Here is an 18584-nt window from a genome sequence, read left to right on the forward strand (position 1 = left end):
TCCGGCACCGGCACCTCTTCCATCCAGATGCCCGGTTCGGCCTTGGCCTTCACCAGCGCCTTCATCATGTTCGACATCAGATGCTCCTTACACCTTGGTTGGTTCCACTCCTCGCCACTCCTCGGTAGCTACACAACGGAAAGGTAGGCTCGGAGAGCACACCTGAGATCTTTGGGCCGATCGGAATGCCGACGGGGGGCCTTTGTGTCAAAGCAACACTCCCCGGCGAGCCGTGCGCGTGAAAAGCTCTGTTCCAGCGAACCTCAGCAAAAGCGGAGCACACGCCGTGCCAGATGCAGCCAGCTTCAATTCAAGCGATGAGGAATGGTCGCAGCTTGCGGCTGGGCGGTATGGCTATTTGTCGATGCCCGCCAAATGCGACGCATATCCTTTGATATAGACACTCTGGATGGTCAACCTCGCCGCCGATTTGTCGATGGTGCCGGTGCACAGGCGGCATCTGCAAGCGTTGATCCCTCGCGTCTGTCGGCCGCTGGCCCTGTGAGGCAGAAGCTCACGGACAAAACCGCCTTCCTTCGTGGTCGAAATCACCCGTCCGGGGACTAAGCGGCTTCCCAGATCCTGCCCCGGCGCTGAGCCGTCGTGCCGACCTTCGGCTGGACGACAAGGGTGGGGACTCGCACGCGTCGACCGATGTCTTCGCGGCTTTCGGTGCCGTCCTTTCTGCCTCAAATTATGCGCGAGGCCCGCGGGCCAAATGTTTGGTCACAGTGGCTCGGCGGCCCGCGCCCGCGCTTTCTCCCGTAGCGCCATGCTGCGGCGACCATGTTGATGAGGGCAGGGCGGACCTCTTCCCATTTCCTTTTTTGAGGCCGCAGTCCGGATTCACCCACAGTTGGCTGTCCGACAGTCGCTCGCGAGCAAGTTGGGCGAGATGCAAAATCTCGCCGATCTCGGGGACGCGTGGCGAGTGAATGTCGTAGACGCCGGGACCGATTTCGTTCGGATATTTCGACTTGGTGAAGGCGTCCAGCAGTTCCATTTTTGAGCGCGACGTCTCGATTGAAATCACGTCCGCGTCCAGTTCAGCGATCGAGTCGATGATCTCATTGAACTCCGAATAGCACATGTGGGTGTGAATTTGGGTCGCGTCCTCTACACCCGTCGAGGCGAGCCGGAAGCATTCGACAGCCCAGCCGAGATAATGTTTCCAATCGGACTTCCGCCGGGGGCAAGCCTTCGCGAAACGCGGCCTCATCGATCTGGATCACCCTTGCGCCAGCTTTTTCAAGGTCGGCCACTTCATCGCGGATGGCGAGTGCGATCTCGCGGGAGACTTCGGCGCGGGGTACGTCGTCGCGCACAAAAGACCAGTTAAGAATCGTCACTGGGCCAGTGAGCATGCCCTTCACCGGCTTTTTCGTCAGCGACTGGGCAAATTGCCACCAGATGATCGTCATCGTATTGGGCCGCGATACGTCGCCCGACAACGCCTTGCGGAGAACCACGACATGCGGACAATCGCAGTAGCCAACTTTCTTGTCAATGTCGTATAAACAAATGTATATGTGTTTATGTTAATTGTTAGCCTGCGGCGTATTTCCAAGTCCCCTGTTGCCGTCGAGCTGAGCCTTCTGCGCGACTCTCCGGTGTGTGCAGACTGTGGCTCGGCCCTTGGGCAATCTGCCTTTTGTACGATCCGGTCTCAAACGACTTCGTCAATGGCGCGTGTTGGCCATTCATGATCGGGCGGCAGTGCTGGTCGAAGTGCGACAACGTTCCTGAGCCTCAACAATCAGAAATTTTGGAGAAAAACCGGCATCCTTCTCGGACTGGTACGTTCGATTTACACGCGCTTGTCTGGACAGCCTGCACAACGGAAGGTGGGCAATAGGTGGCCGAAATGCTGCCCTACAACAGCCCCGCCTGCTCAGCCTCGCGGCGCAGATTCTGCCGGGGCCTCGGGCCGATCTGCTGGATCACCAATCCGGCGGCCAGCGAGCCAAGGTCGCCGCAGGTCTGCAGGTCACGGCCTTGCGTGTAGCCGTGCAGGAAGCCGGCGGCATAGAGATCGCCGGCGCCCGTCGTGTCGACCAGCTCCTTGATGGCCGTCGCTTGGATGACCACGGTCTCGTCGCCGCGCACGATGACCGAGCCTTTTTCCGAGCGCGTCACGGCTGCGATCTTGCAGTCCTTGCGGATCTGGGCGAGCGCCTGGTCGAAGGACGAGGTCTGGTAGAGCGACTTGATCTCATGGCTGTTGGCGAAGACGATGTCGACGGTGCCCGAGCGCATCAGGTCGAGGAACTCGTCGCGGTAGCGGTCGACGCAAAACGAATCCGACAAGGTCATCGACACTTCGCGGCCCGCCGCGTGCGCCAGCTTGGCCGTCTGCCGGATCGCCTCCTTGGCCCGCGGCGGATCCCACAAATAACCCTCGAAATAGGTGACCTTGGCGCACGACGCCTTGTCGGCCTCGACGTCCTCCGGCCCGAGCTCGACGCAAGCGCCGAGATAGGTGTTCATCGAGCGCTCGCCGTCGGGGGTGACGAAGATCATCGAGCGTGCCGTCGGCGGCTCGCCCTGAAGCGGCTTGGTGTCGAAGGCGACGCCCTGGGCATGGATGTCATGCGCATAGATCTCACCGAGCGCGTCGTTGGAGACCTTGCCGAAGAAGGCGGCGCGGCCCCCGAAGGAAGCAACGCCGGCCGCCGTGTTGCCCGCGCTGCCGCCGGACGCCTCGATCGCTGGGCCCATGCGGCTGTAGAGCAGTTCGGCGCGTTGTATGTCGATGAGGTTCATCGCGCCCTTGATGATGCCGTTGGTCTCGAGGAATTCCTCGTCGCACTGGGCGATGATGTCGACAATGGCATTGCCGATGCAAAGCACGTCATAATCCGGCATCAAAATTTCCGCCAAAAACCCGAGCCGGCTTCTTGCCACGCCTTAGCGGGTGTTTCTTACGAGTGTGGAATGGGTCGCTCTATGCCGACGCGTCCAATACCGGCGCCTCACGCGGCTGCCGGTCCTGCCTCACGCAACAGCTCGTCAGCTCTGTCCGTCTTTTCCCAGCTGAACTCCGGCTCTTCGCGGCCGAAGTGTCCGTATGTCGCGGTCTTGCGGTAAATCGGCCGTAAGAGATCAAGCGCCTTGATGATGCCTTTCGGCCGGAGATCGAAAAGCTCAAGGACGGCGCGCTCGATCCTCTTTTCATCAATCTTTGCGGTTCCGAATGTGTTGACGAGGACAGAGACCGGCGCGGCGACACCGATCGCGTAAGCAAGCTGAACCTCGCACACCTCCGCAAGGCCGCTGGCAACGACGTTTTTTGCGACGTGCCGCGCCGCATAGGCGGCCGATCGATCAACCTTCGACGGGTCCTTGCCCGAAAAGGCGCCACCGCCGTGACGCCCCATCCCGCCGTAGGAATCGACGATGATCTTGCGTCCGGTAAGCCCGCAATCGCCGCGCGGCCCACCGACCACGAACCGGCCTGTTGGATTCACCAGGAATCTTATCCCCGTCGTATCGAGATCCTGAGGCAAGACCGGCCTTATAATCTCCTCAATGACGCCTTCGCGCACCGTGGCTTGTGAGACCTCCTCGTCATGCTGCGTCGACAAGACTATGGTATCAAGCGCTACCGGGCGCAAACCCTCATAGCGGACGGAGACTTGAGATTTAACGTCCGGGCGAAGCCAGCCAAGGCGTCCGGTTTGGCGCACCTCTGCCTGTTTTTTTGTCAAATCGTGAGCAAGTTGGATTGGCAAGGGCATCAATGTTTCGGTCTCGTTGCACGCATACCCGAACATGAGGCCCTGATCCCCTGCTCCCTGATCGAGATCCTGCCCTCGTCCCTCGTCGACGCCCTGGCTGATGTCGGGCGACTGCTCGGTCAAGGCCAAAATCACGGCGCAACGCCGGCCGTCAAAGCCGATCGCATCGTCGTCATATCCAATGTCCAAAATGATATCGCGGGCAACTTGGCTGTAATCGATCTGCGCGTGGCTGGTGATCTCGCCAGCCAGAACGACCATCCCTGACTTCACCAACGCTTCACAAGCAACTCGGGCCTTAGGATCCTTGCGAAGGATCGCATCAAGCACGCCATCTGAGATACTGTCGGCCATCTTGTCGGGATGTCCCGCGCCGACCGATTCGGAAGAGAACACGAATTGTCTGGTCATGGAATGTCCTCGCTTCAAACGTTGGAATTGATGTGACAGTTGATCCGGCCGTCTTACCTGTCGGAGATGCCAGGCACGTCGAACGCAGCGCAGAAATCGGCAACGTCTCTGCGTACTCTGGCATGCACATCCGAATCATCGGGCTGGCGGCAAACCAGGTCGATGAAAGCGGCAATCTGCACCATTTCCGCCTCGCCCATGCCCACAGACGTCACTGCTGGCGTGCCTAAGCGTATGCCGCTGGTGAGCGCGGGATGGCGCCGGTCGCCCGGCACCATGTTGAAGTTCGTAATGATCCCTGCTTGCGACAAGCGCTCGGCATAGTCTTTCCCAGACAGCGGCCGGTCCCTAAGATCAAGGATCAGCATGTGATTGTCAGTGCCCCCCGTGACGAGTTCATAACCTCGCTCCAGAAGGGCCTGGGCCAGAGCCTTGGCGTTGTTGACGATCTGCTGACCGTACACACGGAAGGATGCATTGCCTGCTTCGTGCAGAGCGACAGCTAGCGCGGCAATCGTATTCATGTGCGGTCCGCCCTGGAGGAGAGGGAAAACGGCACGGTCTATGCGTTTGGCCAGATTGTGTTTGCTCTTGGAATGGTAGAGCGCCTGATAGCGGTCTTCATTCCTTGACAAGATGAAGCCACCGCGAGGGCCGCGGAGCGATTTGTGAGAGGTGCTGGTGACAACATCGCAACGGCCAACAGGGTTTGGATGCACTCCTGCGACAACGAGGCCGCTGATGTGGGCGATGTCGGCCACCAGATAGGCGTTCACCTCCGAAGCAATGTCGGCCATTGCCTCATAGTCAAAGATACGCGGATAAGCAGTTCCGCCGACCCAAATGAGCTTCGGTCGTTCCCGTTTGGCCGTCTCGCGCAAGCGGTCATGGTCAATCTGCTGCGTCTTTTCGTGCAGCCCGTACGGAACTCGCTGGTAGTCAGTGCCGGAGAAATTCACGGCCCAACCGTGCGTCAGATGCCCCCCGTCGGGGAGGGTCAAGCCCATCATCTTGTCTCTCGGACACAACAGCGCTCGACAGACAGCCTGATTGGCCGGCGAGCCGGAATAAGGCTGCACGTTGGCGTGTTCACAGCCGAACAGCGCCTTCAATCGCTCTATGGCGAGGTTTTCAAGCTCATCGACAATCTCGTTTCCGGCGTAGTAGCGCGCGCCGGGATATCCCTCGGCATACTTGTTGGTGAAAATAGACCCGGTCGCTTCCAGCACCGCGGAGGACGCGAAGTTCTCCGAGGCGATAAGTTTGAGGGTCGTCCGCTCCTGGCGCTCCTGTCTTAAAAGCAGCTCGTGAACGCGAGAATCTGCGACAGCCAGGTGAGGCCACTCGCAAGTGTCAAGCTCCGCGATCGCGCCGCCGGTCGAATTGTTCATATCAGCTTCGCGCTCCATTGAGACTAAGTTTCAGGACAAGCAGGCGGCCACCTTGGACCGCGCGCCCTGTATCGCCTCCAGGCGCTGTAGGTCTTGTCTGTGATGGCCATCGCCGTGGGGCAGGAGATCAACCAACAATTGAACCAAGCCGCCGTCCGAGCCTCCTGCTTCGAGGTGGTACGAAGGCCAGGGGCGCTGTTCGTTGCCGAGAAGAAAGCCGGCTCTGGCGAGCTGGCGGACGTGTGCGACCACGTGCTCGCGAGACAGACTCAGAACTTCTGCTAGCTCGCAGACGGTCAAGTCCGCATGCGCGCAAAGTCCCAGGATTCGAAGTCGATCAAGATGAGCCGCCGCCTTTAGGCGCCTGACCAGTGTCATCATCGGCTGGCAAACTTCCTCCATTTGGCGTCCTCCCACTCTTTCAGAGGCAATCTTGTCGTCCGACAAGGCCAATACGCCGACCGCATCGCAGATCGTTTTCCGATATGCCACGGTCTCGACCCGCGGCCCAAATGATAGGCTCAACGTACATATTCTGAGCGGTTTAGAATGCTAAAAGTCCGCGATTTTCTTTGAAGGATCTGTTGCGGCACGTGCATACCGGATGCGCCCCAGCACAACGGCGGCTGCGCGGTAAGGCCGGCTTGCGAAGATGCGGCGTACGGCCGAGGAGTTCATGCGCCGGTCGCCGCGCGATGGGACGCTTAGCATCGACGGGGATGAAATCCATCTTGTCCATGGCTCCGATCTCTGTCCCGATGGACCACATCCCAAAACCGATATCCTGCTCGAAGGCGTCGCCGTCCACGGCGAGCTCAAAGCATGGCTGCGGCGCGGCTGACGATTGGCTTCCATTGATTCTCAAAGGTGATACAAATCCTCAGACTGTAACCCCTTAGTTCCGAGATGTCGTATCAGCCAGAGCCCGCTGCCCAGCGCCAAATCGCCCACGCAGTTCTGACAGTGCGCGGAATCGCGCGTCTCGCGGAGCTGCGCAACGCCGGCGTAACAGCGGCCACGATGAGTCGCATGGTGCTCCGGCTCGCACGCGGCATCCACCAACTCTCCGATGCGCCGCTCGACGCTAATCATAGCCTAGCCGAGGCTGCCAAGCGCGTCCCCAAAGGCGTTGCCTTGTGTCAGCCCTGGCATTTCACCAGCTGACAGATCAGCCTCCGAGACAGGTATGGCTGGCCATCGGCCAGAAAGACTGGGCTCCAAACCCGAGGCACACCCATTCGCATCGTGCGTTTTACCGAAATCTGCTCAACGACTGCGTAGAAACTCATGTTGTCGAGGGCGTGACCGCAAAGGTCTTTGGGTTGTCAAAACAATCGCGGACTTTTCCGATATCGCAACAAGATCGGCCTGTCGGTAGCGATCGAGGGCCTCCAGGAAGCGCTTCGCCAGCGCAAGGCCACGCCCGGCGAAATTGGCAGGCAGGCTGAGCGTGGCGGTGTCGCCACGGTCATCCGGCCGTATATCGAGGCGCTGACTGCCAATGGCTAAAGAGATCAAGAACATCGGCGCCTCAGTGCGCGCACGTCTGCTGCAACTCGCCAAGGTAAGCGGCCAGACCTCTCAGTCTGGCTCTGACCCGCTTCGCCCTCGAGCGGCTGCTTTTCCGGCTTAGCCAGTCACCCCACGCTAACTGCTTCGTGCTGAGGGGTGCGATGCTGATGATGAGCTGTTCGAATGATCCGCACCGCGGCACACGCGACCTTGACCTGCTAGGTTTTGGCGATCCGGCGCGGAGACGATGCTGGCGACGTTTCGGGAGGTCCTGGCGCAGGACGCTGGCGATGGCGCGTTTGGCCATCTCCATTGCATAACAATGGGCGCAGCCTGCCGTAACGATCAACCATCCTGCGACTGAGTTCCAAGCGGAGTCCACTCTCTGAGTTTCAGTCATACCGTGCCGAGCATTCCTGGACCCGCCGCCGCATCAAACCGGTCCGCGTATCGGATTGACGACCTCGAGCCCGGCAAAGTGTTTTTCGTTATCCGTTACCAGCACGCACTCGTTCGCTCCGGCGAGGATCAGGCTTGGTTCCAGACCGCTTCCTGCGGGAACCTAAAGCTCGCAGACCGCTTTCGCCCACTACGCCGACACTGTTCTGCCCCTGGCGCTGCCGTGCCTTGTCACCTTTGTTTGCATCTGCCGAATTCTCGCGTATCCTGCGGCTGCGCATGTGAGCACAAGGTGGCGCCTGGCGCTTCGACGAGCCACTCCAGCAAGAACCAGCGTCGGCATGGCGACCGAAAATGCTGAGGCAAGAGACCGCCACTCCAGAAGGAAACGTTCGTCATGGATTCCCATGCCGTTATTGCGTCCCTGCCAGTCGCCGGGGCCGACCGTACCGTGCTTATCGATGCCGCCAACGCCGCGTTCGAAAGGGTCATTGAGCGGATTGAGCCGGCCAACGAGAAGCTGACTCGCACCCTTTGGGACGCCGAATCCTATGTCGATAATGAAATCACGGCAGACATGTTGCCTATTTCCCGGGACGAGGCTGCGTACCTCGTCGATGTGTTCGTGGTGCATCATGTCATCGGACTAGCTGCCGCAGCAGACGAGGACGCCGCTGAAGCCCGACCGTGAACCTCCCATGAGGCAGCTGGATCTGCCTGCTGTAATCTCGCGGGCCGCGCGATCAACGCAGTGACCCTTGCCGCCACCTCTTCAAGGGTGGCGGTGAGCCGGTTGATCTGGGAGGCGGTGGCGGCCAGTTCCGGGCCGTAGCGGTGACGAGATATTCCGGTTCTGGCTAAGGGACTGGAGATGCTTGGCCGTCTTCGCGCGAAGGCGCAGGGCCGCCTCCAGGGCGTGCTCCGTGCGTCTCGACAGGTCGTGCTGCAGTTTGCGGATCTGATTGGGATATGCCCACGATGGTGCAAAGCGCGGTCGGGTTGGAGTTCATTGGCATGCCGAGTAGCCGCGCGATGGAGTGGCTGTTCCGACGGCCTCTCCCCAAGACTTAGACTACTAGGGAGACGGCGCCGCCACTTCGTCCTCCATGTCGAGCGATTTTTCGACTGCCTCCGGATTCCGGGCGATGGTCCAAAGCAGAGTATTCGCCGCTGCATCCGGTTCCGAGCGACCTTGCTCCCAGTTTCGAAGCGTTGCCAGATCGAGGCCATACCTCACGGAGAACGCCTCCTGGGACAGCTTGGTGCTATCCCGAACTTCGCGAACGCTTATCGGCCGCGGCGCATGAACCTTCGCGATCACTCCTGCGGACGAGAGTTCGTCCTTCAGTGCCCGCAGGTCGTCGACGCAAGGAACGGTCACGAACGCCTTGCCCTGATCGACCATCTCCGTGAGAACCGCATGGGCCGTCCTCAGCGGCAGCTGTCTCCTGACGAGAACCCTGGCAGCCTCAGGAGTATTCGCGCCGTGTAGAAAGCTGAGGCTCAGCCGGACGGGAGAGCCTGACGACACCTGGACGACGTCCCGGGTTCGCACCCGTTGTCCGAACCGCTCCATGAACTTCGATGTAGTCGACATTGAGCTTCTCCGCGATCACTCGACCGAGCTTGCGCAATTTGGACCAACCCCATTGGACCTGGGCATCGCCCCCAATATGGAGGTCACGGACAACAAGATGGTTGCTGCCCATCTCCACGTCCCCCAATAGCTGAAGCACGCCATCGGGCGTGACGACATCAAAGAGGAGGCATGGGTCCTCCGAAATTTCAGCGTCCACAATGAGTTCGATATCATCGGGCTGCACACGCGTTCCCTACGCAAATTGCTTATAGAAAGTATGTCAGGTGCTGGCGAGGGTCAAGGCCGCACCGGTCTTCGAATTGGCGCGGTGCTAGCACTCCCGAATCGCGCCAACTTGGCGCTGCCGGGCCGCTCGGACGAGGTGAAAACTCACAGCTGCGAGCTTGGCCCGCGAGCGCGTGCGATCCCTCCTTTTGGAGGGCTTCAGCAACGCAACCTCCGGGGCTGACAACAACGCCTTCTATTTGGGGTCTTTGAAAAAAAACATTGCCTGCTATGTTGTTTAAAATCGTTTTTTGTTAAACGGAATCTGCGGAAACCCCGATGACGAAGACGGCTGTACGTACGCGTCGCGGCCAAGGATCCAAGGGCAAGCGGACGAGAACCCTTTCCAAACTGGCTGAGAAATTGCAGATGCGTCGCTTGGCCAGGATTAACGCCGTTCTGCAGAGGGCGGAAGAATCCGGCCTGCGCGCTGAGAAGGACGGCAGGATTGCGGGACGGGTGAGTGCTGATCTCATTAAGATGGCCAAAGCTCGAACTGGATTGACATCTGATGCCGAGCTCGTCGAATTTGCGTTGGCCAATATGGCTCTGAAAGACGACTTCGGCGAGAACTTCAGGAAAACACGGGGAACTGTGGATCCTACGCTGAAGCTCGGATCTGAATTGGCCGATTTCGACTTTGGTGCGGCCGTAAGATGGTCGCGATTTGATTCCCAAAAACCCTCGAGCCGCGGCCCCGACATGGAGCTGCCGGTCATCGGCAACCTCGTCGGGCCTGAAGTTGCTGGCGAAGGCGGTAATGACTCGACCAACTTCCGCAGCCGCCTTACCCGGGATGCCTCATTCATCCATGCAGGAAGGCTCGAAGACCTGCGGCAGCCTGATCCCGTTCCAAAAGCTCAATGCCAGACGGCCGGTTTGGACAGGCAGGCCGCGTCATAATTTGGGTGGAATATAGCGTCCAGATTTGGGCCATAGCCCATCTACACGCCCTCTAGAAAAACGCCCTATGGATATGTGCTGCCGGAAGCGGAAGCCATCGTGAAGTCGTACGCCTCGTTGTCAGGTGAGAAGGTCGTCAATTCCGGTGCTACGGCGGCGAACCAGCTGGGCCTGACGACACAAGTTCCGGTTCAAAAAGTCTTTCTCACGACCGGAAAGTCGAAGAACCTGAAACTTGGCCGCCGCACAATACGCCTCAAGCACGGACCCGCTTGGATCACGAGCCTGCCAAAGAACAGGTCGGGCGAGGCCATCCGGGCAATCGCGCACCTTGGCCGAGCTAACGGTGTCCACTACGCGAAATTGCTCAAGAACAGACTGACCCCCGAGGAATGGACTCGCGTAGTCGCTCTCAAGGCGAAAGTGCCCGCTTGGGTCCATGCGGCGATCTCGAAAGCATAAAATGAGCGGTGGACCTTCTTCGATTAGCCTGCAAAGAGACGCTCTTCTGGCCGCTTCGGAAACATTGGGACGCGAGCCGCATATCTTGAAAAGGACATCATGGTCGTCGCGACGCTTGACGCTATCTACACATCCGCAGTCAAGGACCTCCTGGATTTCAAAGGGGGAACATCGCTTTCCAAAGTCTATCGGCTGATCGACAGTCTCTGAAGACTTGGATCTGACCTATGACATGACAAAGTCCTTGATGGTGGGAACTTTGACGAGGACGTCATTCCTCCGAGCTGATCGCAGGCGAGCAAGCTAACTGAGATGGTCAGGAAGCGCTTGCCGGGGTGGATCAAAGACGAATTCGCTCCGACCGATTGATAGTCGGCGAAGACCTTGTGCGCGATGGTCTTGCGGAGGTTCAGCCCGTCGAACGGAGCGTCGGCCCGGGTGCCGCGGATCAGGAACGTGTGGCTCTTTTCTTGCGGCTAGCCCGCTATGTCACGGGCGCGAAAATCGCGGGTGAAGTCTTGTCCCCGGTGACCTTGGCCACGGCGTCAATCCGAACGCGGCCGATACCGTCCGGTCCGATCCAGTTTGGCGAACGGCCGGGCGAATTGGCAATGGGCGCAGCCGATGCGGGCCGGCCCAGAAAACCGATCTTGACCGCGATCCCCGCGCCAGCCGCCGCTGCCATCGACTGGCGCCGCGAAACCCTGCCCCTTATGCCGTCTCCCCCAACGGCCCATAACCCGACCCCACACCCTGCCGGCTCGCCTTATCCGTATAGTCCCGACTCGGGGCCGGTCCGTTTTTCCGTCATTCCGTCATTCCGGCATGCCGACAAACGGAACGGCCTTGCCAGATCAGGAAAATCGCCGGGTCCTTTGCATCACTCCGCAAGATGAAGCGCATGACTCCTGCTTCGGATCCGAATGTCCTGATGCACACGTTTTTCTGTTGTGAGCCCTTCGAAGGAGATGGTCGAATTCTATGTGGCCGGGCGACGCCGGCTGGCTTGCGGTTGTATGTCGCCCGGCGCCCCGGAGAAACAACATTGCGAGTTTTTCCCTTCCTGAATCCGACGTCTGATCGGGCGGCTGTTTTCACAGCCAAGCTAGCCCCCACGTGCAGAGCTCCCGACAAACTCAGCAGCGCTGCGCGGTTTCTTAGGCGTCCAGTCACGTTTGCAATGCGCGTGTTGGAATCGGTGAATCTACGACACATTACCCTCACGTTTTGGCCACGAAGTCGCCGCAATATCCCACGACATAGCCGGCGTTGCCTGAGACGGTTCGGTCCGGCACCGGCTCACCCAAGCCCCCCCGCCCAAGGGCCTGTGCCGGATCGAACCACTCTCTTCCTTGAGGGACACAGGTCCGAACCCCGAATGCGCTCAGCAGAAGTAAGCTGATCCGATTCATTGACGCGTGGTCTCCCAAATTGCACAGCGCGGCAAAGACCTGCCAGGCAACAATGGTTTGAGGCGCGCCTCGGCATCAGGCGAGAGGCAACTCCGGCCGGCTCTACGATGCCTTCGATGTGAGAGGCTCCTTCAAAGTAGCAACCTGATGCTGGTCGCTAAGCAGACTTTCCTACCCGTCGCCGCTGTCAATGCTCCATCATAGTTGGTGTCCTCAACCGTGCCTGATGATCCAACGATCTCGTCGATGTTGCAGTGATCGTGGTAGATATCGGTCACTGTGCCTTGGTTCTGGCTCTGGCTGCAGGTGGCTCCCTGTTCCCATAGGTTGCGGTCGAACTAAGTTCGAAGCGCGTCACAGGCTTCACACGTGAAAAACGCTGACCGCCATGTTGCTCTCCGCATCCGGTTCGCCCAGGACGTGAAATGCCGCTTTGTAGGATCGACCTCTAGCGATATCAGGCCTGCGTCCATCTTCAGACCAAGTCGACAGCGCGACCGACGCAATGATGCCTGTTATGTTCATTCCTGGGATTCCCCTCTCGGTCTATCGAGGTTCCGTGCAACGTTTGAGGATCATCTGCTGCACCAAGCGTGCCAAAAGAGAAAAGCTTTCAACCGCACGGTTGCGGGCCGCCCGTATCAGTCGGACCTCTGACATTGTTACAAAGTCGACACTGTCGTTCTGGCTGGGCCATAGGCTTGAGATCTTCGGTCGCGACCACGCGAGCCAGAGCCAACTCGGCGACGAGGCGCGGGGGCATCGGCAAAAGACGCAACACGTACCGTGCACACCTCCTTGGGATACTTCTTTGCGGTCGGATGCATTCGAGATCTGGCGTGACTGTTAGCCTGGATCGTTTGCCTTGGCATCGCGCAGAAATATGGGTGGTGAGGGCGTGCTAAGGCGATCGCGACGGTAAGCTGAAGCGTTTTGAGGCTTGATAAGGCGTCCATTCAGGCTGTGCTTAAAAACAGGCATTGTGTCGGCCAGGATGGCTGCATTCCCGCGGTCTACCAATGGCGTCTGACAAGCAGAGCGCGTCGGCGCCACTTGCACCCTCATCCACCGAACGGTTGGACCCCATCGTAGGACCATCCACAGTTAGCCCGGACAGGAACGCGAGAAACTGACCGTCTTTGGGGATTGAAGGTTTCTGTGAGTCCTGCACCGTCCAGGGGCGCGGAAGGCGAGGGGATGTTGCAGCCAACGCAAGTTAGTCGGTGGCACGCCTGCATCAATGCGGTTGGGGCGCAAAGCCGCGCGGCAATTGCACTGGTCACGGTGGCGCTGAAGTATGCCGTCCGTCTCGAGTGGCTGCGCCAGGCGGCTCCCGTTGAGAAAATCCCGGCACAAAGGCATTGAAGATGTCGCGATCGCCCAGCCGACGGTTGGCTCGCCAGGGGCTGGTGCTGACGACCGCGGCGCATCGACGACAGGCGGCCGCGTCGCGAACGGAGCGGCATTGCGCGATGCCGTGCTGCCCGCCCGCGCGCGTTTTCGCCGTCGGACCTTTGCTCTTCGCCTGGCGCCGGTTGGGCCGGGGGATTGCCACTTGTGGCCTGCAGCAGGAATGCCTTGGCGATGGCATGGTACACCGATGCTATTGGCGCGGCGCTGCGCAAATTGCCGGTCAGGTCGCGACTGATTTCCTTGCCGAGGGAGCACGACAGCTCGGCCGCGGCTGATCAGCCGGAGTGGGCGATGGTCCTCATCGAAACCCTCGAGCATGCAAGCCTGCGCCCAAAGGAGAACCTATCGCGGGGATATCATGCCGGGCTCTTGCAAGGACCGGAAGGGGAGGCGAAGAGTCGGCGACGGCGTGCCATTCATGTCCTCTGGCAGACCCCACTCATCGCATTTGATGCCAGCCTTATCATATTTCCTTGGCTCGGGCGGGCTCTTGGCAGACCCACAGAGCTGGGAACCCTCTGCCAGACTACAACTGTAACATCATATCGGTTCAGCAGGTCAAGCTTAGGTGGTAACCTCATTGGGTAGAATAACGACTTTGGAGGCCGAGCAATGGATCGCGACAGCAAACGTGCAGCTGGAAGTTCATCCCGCGAGGGGAGGAGGGCCGAGCCACGGCGTAACCACGATGGCCTTCCAGCCGGGCCACTGACCAATGTTGCAGAACGGCTAGTAACCGCTAACCCGCGCGAGACAGCACGCGATCTTGGGAGCTTCAAATCCGCCGAGAGGCAAATGCGACGCGCCGTTCAGGACATGGCCCCCGGGCAAGAGTCTGACCTCAGCAGATTTGATAGGCGCAACAACCAGCTCGGAGGATCAGCCAACGCTCTGGCCGACAGATTGACGGACGGATTGGGGTTCAACTCGGCCGATGTAGCATTGTTCCAAGTCCATGCGGCTAGTAATGTAGCCCATTTTCTGGGACCCCAGAAGCAGACTGCTCTTATCAATCGCATTGGCGACATGGATCCAATGGAGAAAGCTCTAGGGGTTATGTTTGTGGCGCAAAACTTCAGTAAATTTAATGATGAACATAAATCTCGTATTTTTGACCAGGCGATGGAATTGGCTGCTGATCCTAATCAGCACCAAATGGTCAAGGCGACCGCCCAAAATGCTGTTGTCGCCGTGTATCATCAGTTAGACCCAAATCAACAAGCGCAAGCTAACTCACTTCCCCACCTGCATGGCCTGTTGCAGAACATGCCTCCGCCGCAGCATGCAGCGGAGGAACGGAATGCGAATTTGGACGGCCACATAGCAGATATTGCGGCTTCAGTCCGTGATACAGTAGGCCCGCAAACCTCCCATCAGCAGCTGCAGCGGGGTGGTCAAGTCGGGCAGTCCATAAGCCGCGCCTACAATCACGCCCGCGAGGATCTAATGGCTGCCTCCAGAAGCAGAGATCGCTCCGGCCGTTGAGGTCTTGGCCATGGTAAGTGACGCCTTCTCCCCGACGGCCTTGCCATTTCCAATGCGCTGGCCGTAGATGTACCTGCCTTAGCGTAACTTTCAAAAACCACGTCTGCCGGGTTGTGCGTCGCAAGCATCGCACAACCCGCTGAGGCATCGATCTGTCGAGCGGCGACGTCGCTCCGGTGTCTGAAGCAAGCGCAGCATTAGCAACGGCTAATCCGGCGATGGAACAATGCCTTCAACAAAAACGACGCCCCCCAACATAGCCGTTAGCATCGCGTGCTCACTCGCCTTGGGCTTCTGCGCGGCAAGTCTGTACGCAACGTTCCGCCATGGGGGTAGCGGCGAGGCTTTGATGACGTTTGACATCCGTGCCTTTTGGTTCGAGACGCCCTTCTATCTGGGTTTCGCAACCCCCATCTTTTATCGGGGCGTAGGTATCGTGCTCGCAACGTCGGCGGTCGTCTTGCTGATTCAGCAGATCGTATTGCGGCGCAAACTCGAACATCACGGGACGGCGCGCTGGGCGCGAGTGGATGAAATGCGACGCACGGGTTATCTGCGACGATACCGTGGCGTGGTAGGCCCCGTCTTTGGGAAGACGAGTGGCCCTTTCTGGCCTGGTTACTACCTGACCAATGGCGAGCAGCCTCACAGCCTTATCGTTGCACCGACCCGTGCTGGTAAGGGCGTCGGCATCGTCATCCCAACGCTACTTACATTCAAAGGCTCGGTGATAGCTCTCGACGTCAAGGGGGAGCTCTTTGAGCTTACCTCGAGAGCGCGCCAGGCCGCCGGCGCGGAGGTGTTCAAATTTGCGCCGCTGGATTCGGAGCGGCGCACGAATTGCTACAACCCGCTGTTGGACCTCATAGCGCTGTCTCCACAGCAGCAATTCACCGAGGCCCGCCGCTTGGCGGCAAACCTGATTACGGCGAAGGGGGAGGGCGCGCAAGGTTTCGTCAACGGCGCGCGAGATCTCTTTGTCGCGGGCATCCTCGCCTGCATCGAGCGGGGCACGCCAACAATCGGCGCCGTCTATGATCTCTTCGCCCAGCCGGGGGAGAAGTTTAAGCTCTTCGCGCGACTCGCCATGGAGACCCGGAACAAAGAGGCACAACGCATCTTCGACGACATGGCGGGGAACGATACAAAAATCCTGACCTCCTACACGTCCGTCCTTGGCGATGGCGGCCTCAATTTGTGGGCGGATCCCGCTGTTAAGGCGGCAACAAGTCGCTCGGATTTTTCGGTCTACGATCTTCGCCGTCGCAAAACGTGCATCTACCTTTGCGTTGGTCCGAACGATCTTGAGGTGGTCGCGCCGTTGATACGCCTGTTCTTTCAGCAAGTCGTTTCAATTTTACAGCGGTCGCTGCCTCGGCGGGATGAAAAATATGAAGTTCTGTTTCTGCTCGATGAATTCAAGCACTTGGGTAAGCTGGAGGCGATCGAGACCGCAATTACGACCATCGCGGGCTACAAGGGTCGCTTCATGCTCATCATCCAAAGCCTCTCGGCACTGACGGGGGCCTATGGCGAGGCTGGCAAGCAGAATTTTCTCAGCAATACCGGCCTGCAAGTGTTCATGGCCACGGCCGATGACGAGACTCCAACCTACATTTCCAAAGCCATCGGTGAATACACGTTCGAAGCCAAATCGATTTCCTACAGCCAAGCGCGAACGTTCGATTGGAACATTCAGAATTCGCATCAAGGTGCACCGCTGCTCCGTCCCGAACAGATTCGGCTGCTCGATGACGACTACGAGATTGTTCTCATCAAAGGCCTGCCACCATTGCAACTAAGAAAGGTGCGATATTTTTCGGACCGCATCCTTAAACGAATCTTCGAAAGCCAGACAGGCGCCCTCCCGGAGCCGGCACCCTTGATGCAAGCAGACGAGGGGCTCTCGGCAGAATCTCAACCCAATGAGCAGTTGCGTGGATTGGCGCAGGACTATGATACGGTTTGATGTGAGGCCAGTATGAACCCGCGAAATAGTAACCCATCCCGGGTAGCAGCTTTGTCGCAGGTGCAGGACGCCGGCTTGGAAGAGGGGCAATCGGACCAGGCACGGCAAGTGGGCGATGAGCAGCACCTTGCCGAGGCCCGGAGGCTGTTCCATCAAGCTGACGAGTCGCCAACCAATCCAGAAGAGGTTCTGCGACTGGAACAATTGAGCGAACGGCTTGAGCGACGGCAGGATGATCAAGCCGCCTCGTTTCTTCTCAGCGAGCCAGGGATGCCCGCTGGACCGGGTGACCACAACAGCATCGTGGCCGACGCTTTGGCAGCGGCCGGCTCTAGGCACGCCGGAGTTGAGGCCGCCCCGCCAGCATTAACTGCCAGCCAACAGCAGATCGGGCCCTCGCCGGATGCGCTTGACCAGGGCACCCACTGGCCAGGCCGTTGGGTCATCGTCAACAATGAACATTCCACGGCGCTGGTATGGCGAGCGGAGAGCCAGAGGGGCCTGAATACGCCGCAAGCCGCCGCCATTCAGCAGCCGCCGAGCGAAATCGGCAATTCAGGCGGCCGCGTGCCGATGCAGCCCTCCATGCAGCAGTTCGGGGAATTGCCATTGGAAGGGGTACCCGTTCAAGTGACAAGGGCCGAACACATCCGAACGCTGCATGGTGAGGCCGCGCCCTCCGCAAGGTTTGAAGCGCCCCCCGCTGCGATCGAGCACTCCATAAACGTCTCGTTCGCCCTCCCCAACGGCTTCTCCTATGGGACTCAACGCGTCCCAGACGCGATGCTCTCTTTCGCGCCTGACCCCTTGCCGGATGCGGGCCAGGCCCGGCAAGCGAGCTTTGAGCAGCACGTGGCGGAGCCGCGCCGAGCCGAAGCTGTCGCGAGTGGCGCCGGTGCTACCGGCTATCCCCATCTGTCCGACGAACACCGGGACCTTATCGATAAAGCGGTCGCCCACGCTGCGGCTCAGCAACACTATAGCGAGAGCACGGTCCGAATATACTCGAATGCGCTTCGCCGATTGGCGAATGATCTCGGCGCTCGTGGCCAAGCGACTGATCTAAGAAATCACCAATCCCTGGTCGAACACGTCGGTGCTTTCTTTCCGAAAAACGGTGATATAAAGACGGCGTTGAACGTCCTGCGTGCGTATCATGAGCCGGGTTATTCAGCGACTGCGCGGCCGGCAGTGCCCTCAAAGGCAGACGCGCATATCTTGGAACAAGTGACCAGTGACACCAGCTTGGCGTTAGGCAGCCGTGGTGTCTATGGTCGTAGTCTTCGCAAATTTTCTGAGGCGCTTGAGAGTCGGGGCCAGACGATCTCTGGGCTGGATCACGATTCGCGGATCAAATTCGCCAAGAGGTTGTTTCCAGGCAACCGCAATCTCTTCTTCGCGTTGCAACGTGTCCGCGATGCGGAGCCCGTGTCTGACGGGCTTCCCGAGGCGCTTCGGCCGCTGTTCGATGATCGAGCTGACGAGCCGCCAACCAATCCAGACAAGCTACTGCGAGTGGAACATGGGTTCCGCGAAGTGCTTCAGCAATGGCAGGATGATCAAGCCGCCTCGTCTTTTTTCAGCGCCCCAGGGATGCCCGCTGGACCGAATGACCTCAACAGCAGC

13 protein-coding genes and 5 pseudogenes are annotated in these 18584 nt (G+C 59.3%); 10 read left to right on the top strand and 8 right to left on the bottom strand.

Going from position 1 to position 18584, the window contains the following annotated elements; translation table 11 throughout:
* Positions 1–689 precede the first annotated feature (689 nt).
* The 4 genes and pseudogenes from AC0L2U_RS33930 to AC0L2U_RS33945 all read right to left on the bottom strand — a co-directional run.
* A pseudogene (locus tag AC0L2U_RS33930) lies at positions 690–1451 on the bottom strand (hypothetical protein); the annotation flags it as partial.
* Between the two features lie 421 nt (positions 1452–1872).
* Positions 1873–2865, bottom strand: a complete 993-nt coding sequence (locus tag AC0L2U_RS33935; protein ID WP_473603588.1) for an adenosine kinase — start codon at positions 2863–2865, stop codon at positions 1873–1875.
* Between the two features lie 107 nt (positions 2866–2972).
* A complete protein-coding gene (gene metK, locus AC0L2U_RS33940) occupies positions 2973–4148 on the bottom strand; it encodes a methionine adenosyltransferase (protein ID WP_473603589.1) in 1176 nt (391 codons plus the stop codon).
* A 53-nt stretch (positions 4149–4201) separates the two neighbouring features.
* Positions 4202–5539 carry a serine hydroxymethyltransferase gene (locus AC0L2U_RS33945; RefSeq protein WP_473603590.1) on the bottom strand — a complete coding sequence of 446 codons (1338 nt, stop codon included), beginning with the start codon at positions 5537–5539 and terminating at the stop codon, positions 4202–4204.
* Positions 5540–5641: 102 nt separating this feature from the next.
* On the opposite strand from AC0L2U_RS33945, the gene AC0L2U_RS33950 reads away from it, so the two are divergent.
* From AC0L2U_RS33950 to AC0L2U_RS33965, 4 genes and pseudogenes are all read left to right on the top strand, one after another.
* Positions 5642–5824: a hypothetical protein gene (locus tag AC0L2U_RS33950; protein ID WP_065010976.1), complete on the top strand. Its 183-nt coding sequence runs from the start codon at positions 5642–5644 to the stop codon at positions 5822–5824.
* A 367-nt stretch (positions 5825–6191) separates the two neighbouring features.
* Positions 6192–6380, top strand: a complete 189-nt coding sequence (locus AC0L2U_RS33955; protein ID WP_473603591.1) for a hypothetical protein — start codon at positions 6192–6194, stop codon at positions 6378–6380.
* A gap of 65 nt (positions 6381–6445) precedes the next feature.
* Positions 6446–7048, top strand: a pseudogene (locus AC0L2U_RS33960) (type IV toxin-antitoxin system AbiEi family antitoxin domain-containing protein).
* Positions 7041–7346, top strand: a pseudogene (locus tag AC0L2U_RS33965) (nucleotidyl transferase AbiEii/AbiGii toxin family protein); the annotation flags it as partial. The pseudogenes AC0L2U_RS33960 and AC0L2U_RS33965, both read left to right, overlap by 8 nt.
* Positions 7347–7379: 33 nt before the next feature.
* Here AC0L2U_RS33965 and AC0L2U_RS33970 read toward each other — a convergent pair.
* A pseudogene (locus AC0L2U_RS33970) lies at positions 7380–7451 on the bottom strand (hypothetical protein); the annotation flags it as partial.
* 396 nt (positions 7452–7847) lie between these two features.
* Here AC0L2U_RS33970 and AC0L2U_RS33975 point away from each other — a divergent pair.
* Positions 7848–8141, top strand: coding sequence for a hypothetical protein (locus tag AC0L2U_RS33975; protein WP_473603592.1), 294 nt, complete (start codon positions 7848–7850; stop codon positions 8139–8141).
* Positions 8142–8525: 384 nt separating this feature from the next.
* Here AC0L2U_RS33975 and AC0L2U_RS33980 read toward each other — a convergent pair whose 3' ends face one another.
* Both AC0L2U_RS33980 and AC0L2U_RS33985 read right to left on the bottom strand, forming a co-directional pair.
* A complete protein-coding gene (locus tag AC0L2U_RS33980; RefSeq protein ID WP_473593747.1) occupies positions 8526–8855 on the bottom strand; it encodes a helix-turn-helix domain-containing protein in 330 nt (109 codons plus the stop codon).
* Positions 8856–8919: 64 nt separating this feature from the next.
* Positions 8920–9273 (bottom strand): hypothetical protein, encoded by a 354-nt coding sequence (locus AC0L2U_RS33985; RefSeq protein WP_473603593.1) that lies wholly within the window; start codon positions 9271–9273, stop codon positions 8920–8922.
* Positions 9274–9593: 320 nt separating this feature from the next.
* Here AC0L2U_RS33985 and AC0L2U_RS33990 point away from each other — a divergent pair, with 320 nt between their 5' ends.
* Positions 9594–10217 carry a hypothetical protein gene (locus AC0L2U_RS33990; protein ID WP_473603594.1) on the top strand — a complete coding sequence of 208 codons (624 nt, stop codon included), beginning with the start codon at positions 9594–9596 and terminating at the stop codon, positions 10215–10217.
* 39 nt (positions 10218–10256) lie between these two features.
* The gene (locus AC0L2U_RS33995; RefSeq protein ID WP_473603598.1) at positions 10257–10679 is read left to right on the top strand and encodes a DUF6088 family protein; all 423 of its coding nucleotides are present in this window, start codon (positions 10257–10259) and stop codon (positions 10677–10679) included.
* Between the two features lie 484 nt (positions 10680–11163).
* Here the strand turns inward: AC0L2U_RS33995 and AC0L2U_RS34000 are convergent, their stop codons facing one another.
* The gene (locus tag AC0L2U_RS34000; RefSeq protein ID WP_473603595.1) at positions 11164–11364 is read right to left on the bottom strand and encodes a hypothetical protein; all 201 of its coding nucleotides are present in this window, start codon (positions 11362–11364) and stop codon (positions 11164–11166) included.
* Between the two features lie 2935 nt (positions 11365–14299).
* On the opposite strand from AC0L2U_RS34000, the gene AC0L2U_RS34005 reads away from it, so the two are divergent.
* The 3 genes and pseudogenes from AC0L2U_RS34005 to AC0L2U_RS34015 form a co-directional block, all read left to right on the top strand.
* Positions 14300–14989: a hypothetical protein gene (locus AC0L2U_RS34005; RefSeq protein ID WP_473603596.1), complete on the top strand. Its 690-nt coding sequence runs from the start codon at positions 14300–14302 to the stop codon at positions 14987–14989.
* Positions 14990–15215: 226 nt separating this feature from the next.
* Positions 15216–16958, top strand: coding sequence for a type IV secretion system ATPase VirD4 (virD4, locus tag AC0L2U_RS34010; protein WP_473603597.1), 1743 nt, complete (start codon positions 15216–15218; stop codon positions 16956–16958).
* 60 nt (positions 16959–17018) lie between these two features.
* A pseudogene (locus AC0L2U_RS34015) lies at positions 17019–18584 on the top strand (hypothetical protein); the annotation flags it as partial.

The organism is Mesorhizobium sp. WSM4808, assembly GCF_055811675.1.

Bases quoted from the DNA above. Each gene is read 5' to 3' on its own strand.
- AC0L2U_RS33935 (WP_473603588.1), bottom strand. From the start codon at position 2,865: ATGCCGGATTATGACGTGCTTTGCATCGGCAATGCCATTGTCGACATC.
- metK (WP_473603589.1), bottom strand. From the start codon at position 4,148: ATGACCAGACAATTCGTGTTCTCTTCCGAATCGGTCGGCGCGGGACAT.
- AC0L2U_RS33945 (WP_473603590.1), bottom strand. From the start codon at position 5,539: ATGAACAATTCGACCGGCGGCGCGATCGCGGAGCTTGACACTTGCGAG.
- AC0L2U_RS33950 (WP_065010976.1), top strand. From the start codon at position 5,642: ATGGCCATCGCCGTGGGGCAGGAGATCAACCAACAATTGAACCAAGCC.
- AC0L2U_RS33955 (WP_473603591.1), top strand. From the start codon at position 6,192: ATGCGGCGTACGGCCGAGGAGTTCATGCGCCGGTCGCCGCGCGATGGG.
- AC0L2U_RS33975 (WP_473603592.1), top strand. From the start codon at position 7,848: ATGGATTCCCATGCCGTTATTGCGTCCCTGCCAGTCGCCGGGGCCGAC.
- AC0L2U_RS33980 (WP_473593747.1), bottom strand. From the start codon at position 8,855: ATGGTCGATCAGGGCAAGGCGTTCGTGACCGTTCCTTGCGTCGACGAC.
- AC0L2U_RS33990 (WP_473603594.1), top strand. From the start codon at position 9,594: ATGACGAAGACGGCTGTACGTACGCGTCGCGGCCAAGGATCCAAGGGC.
- AC0L2U_RS34000 (WP_473603595.1), bottom strand. From the start codon at position 11,364: ATGGCAGCGGCGGCTGGCGCGGGGATCGCGGTCAAGATCGGTTTTCTG.
- AC0L2U_RS34005 (WP_473603596.1), top strand. From the start codon at position 14,300: ATGCGACGCGCCGTTCAGGACATGGCCCCCGGGCAAGAGTCTGACCTC.
- virD4 (WP_473603597.1), top strand. From the start codon at position 15,216: ATGCCTTCAACAAAAACGACGCCCCCCAACATAGCCGTTAGCATCGCG.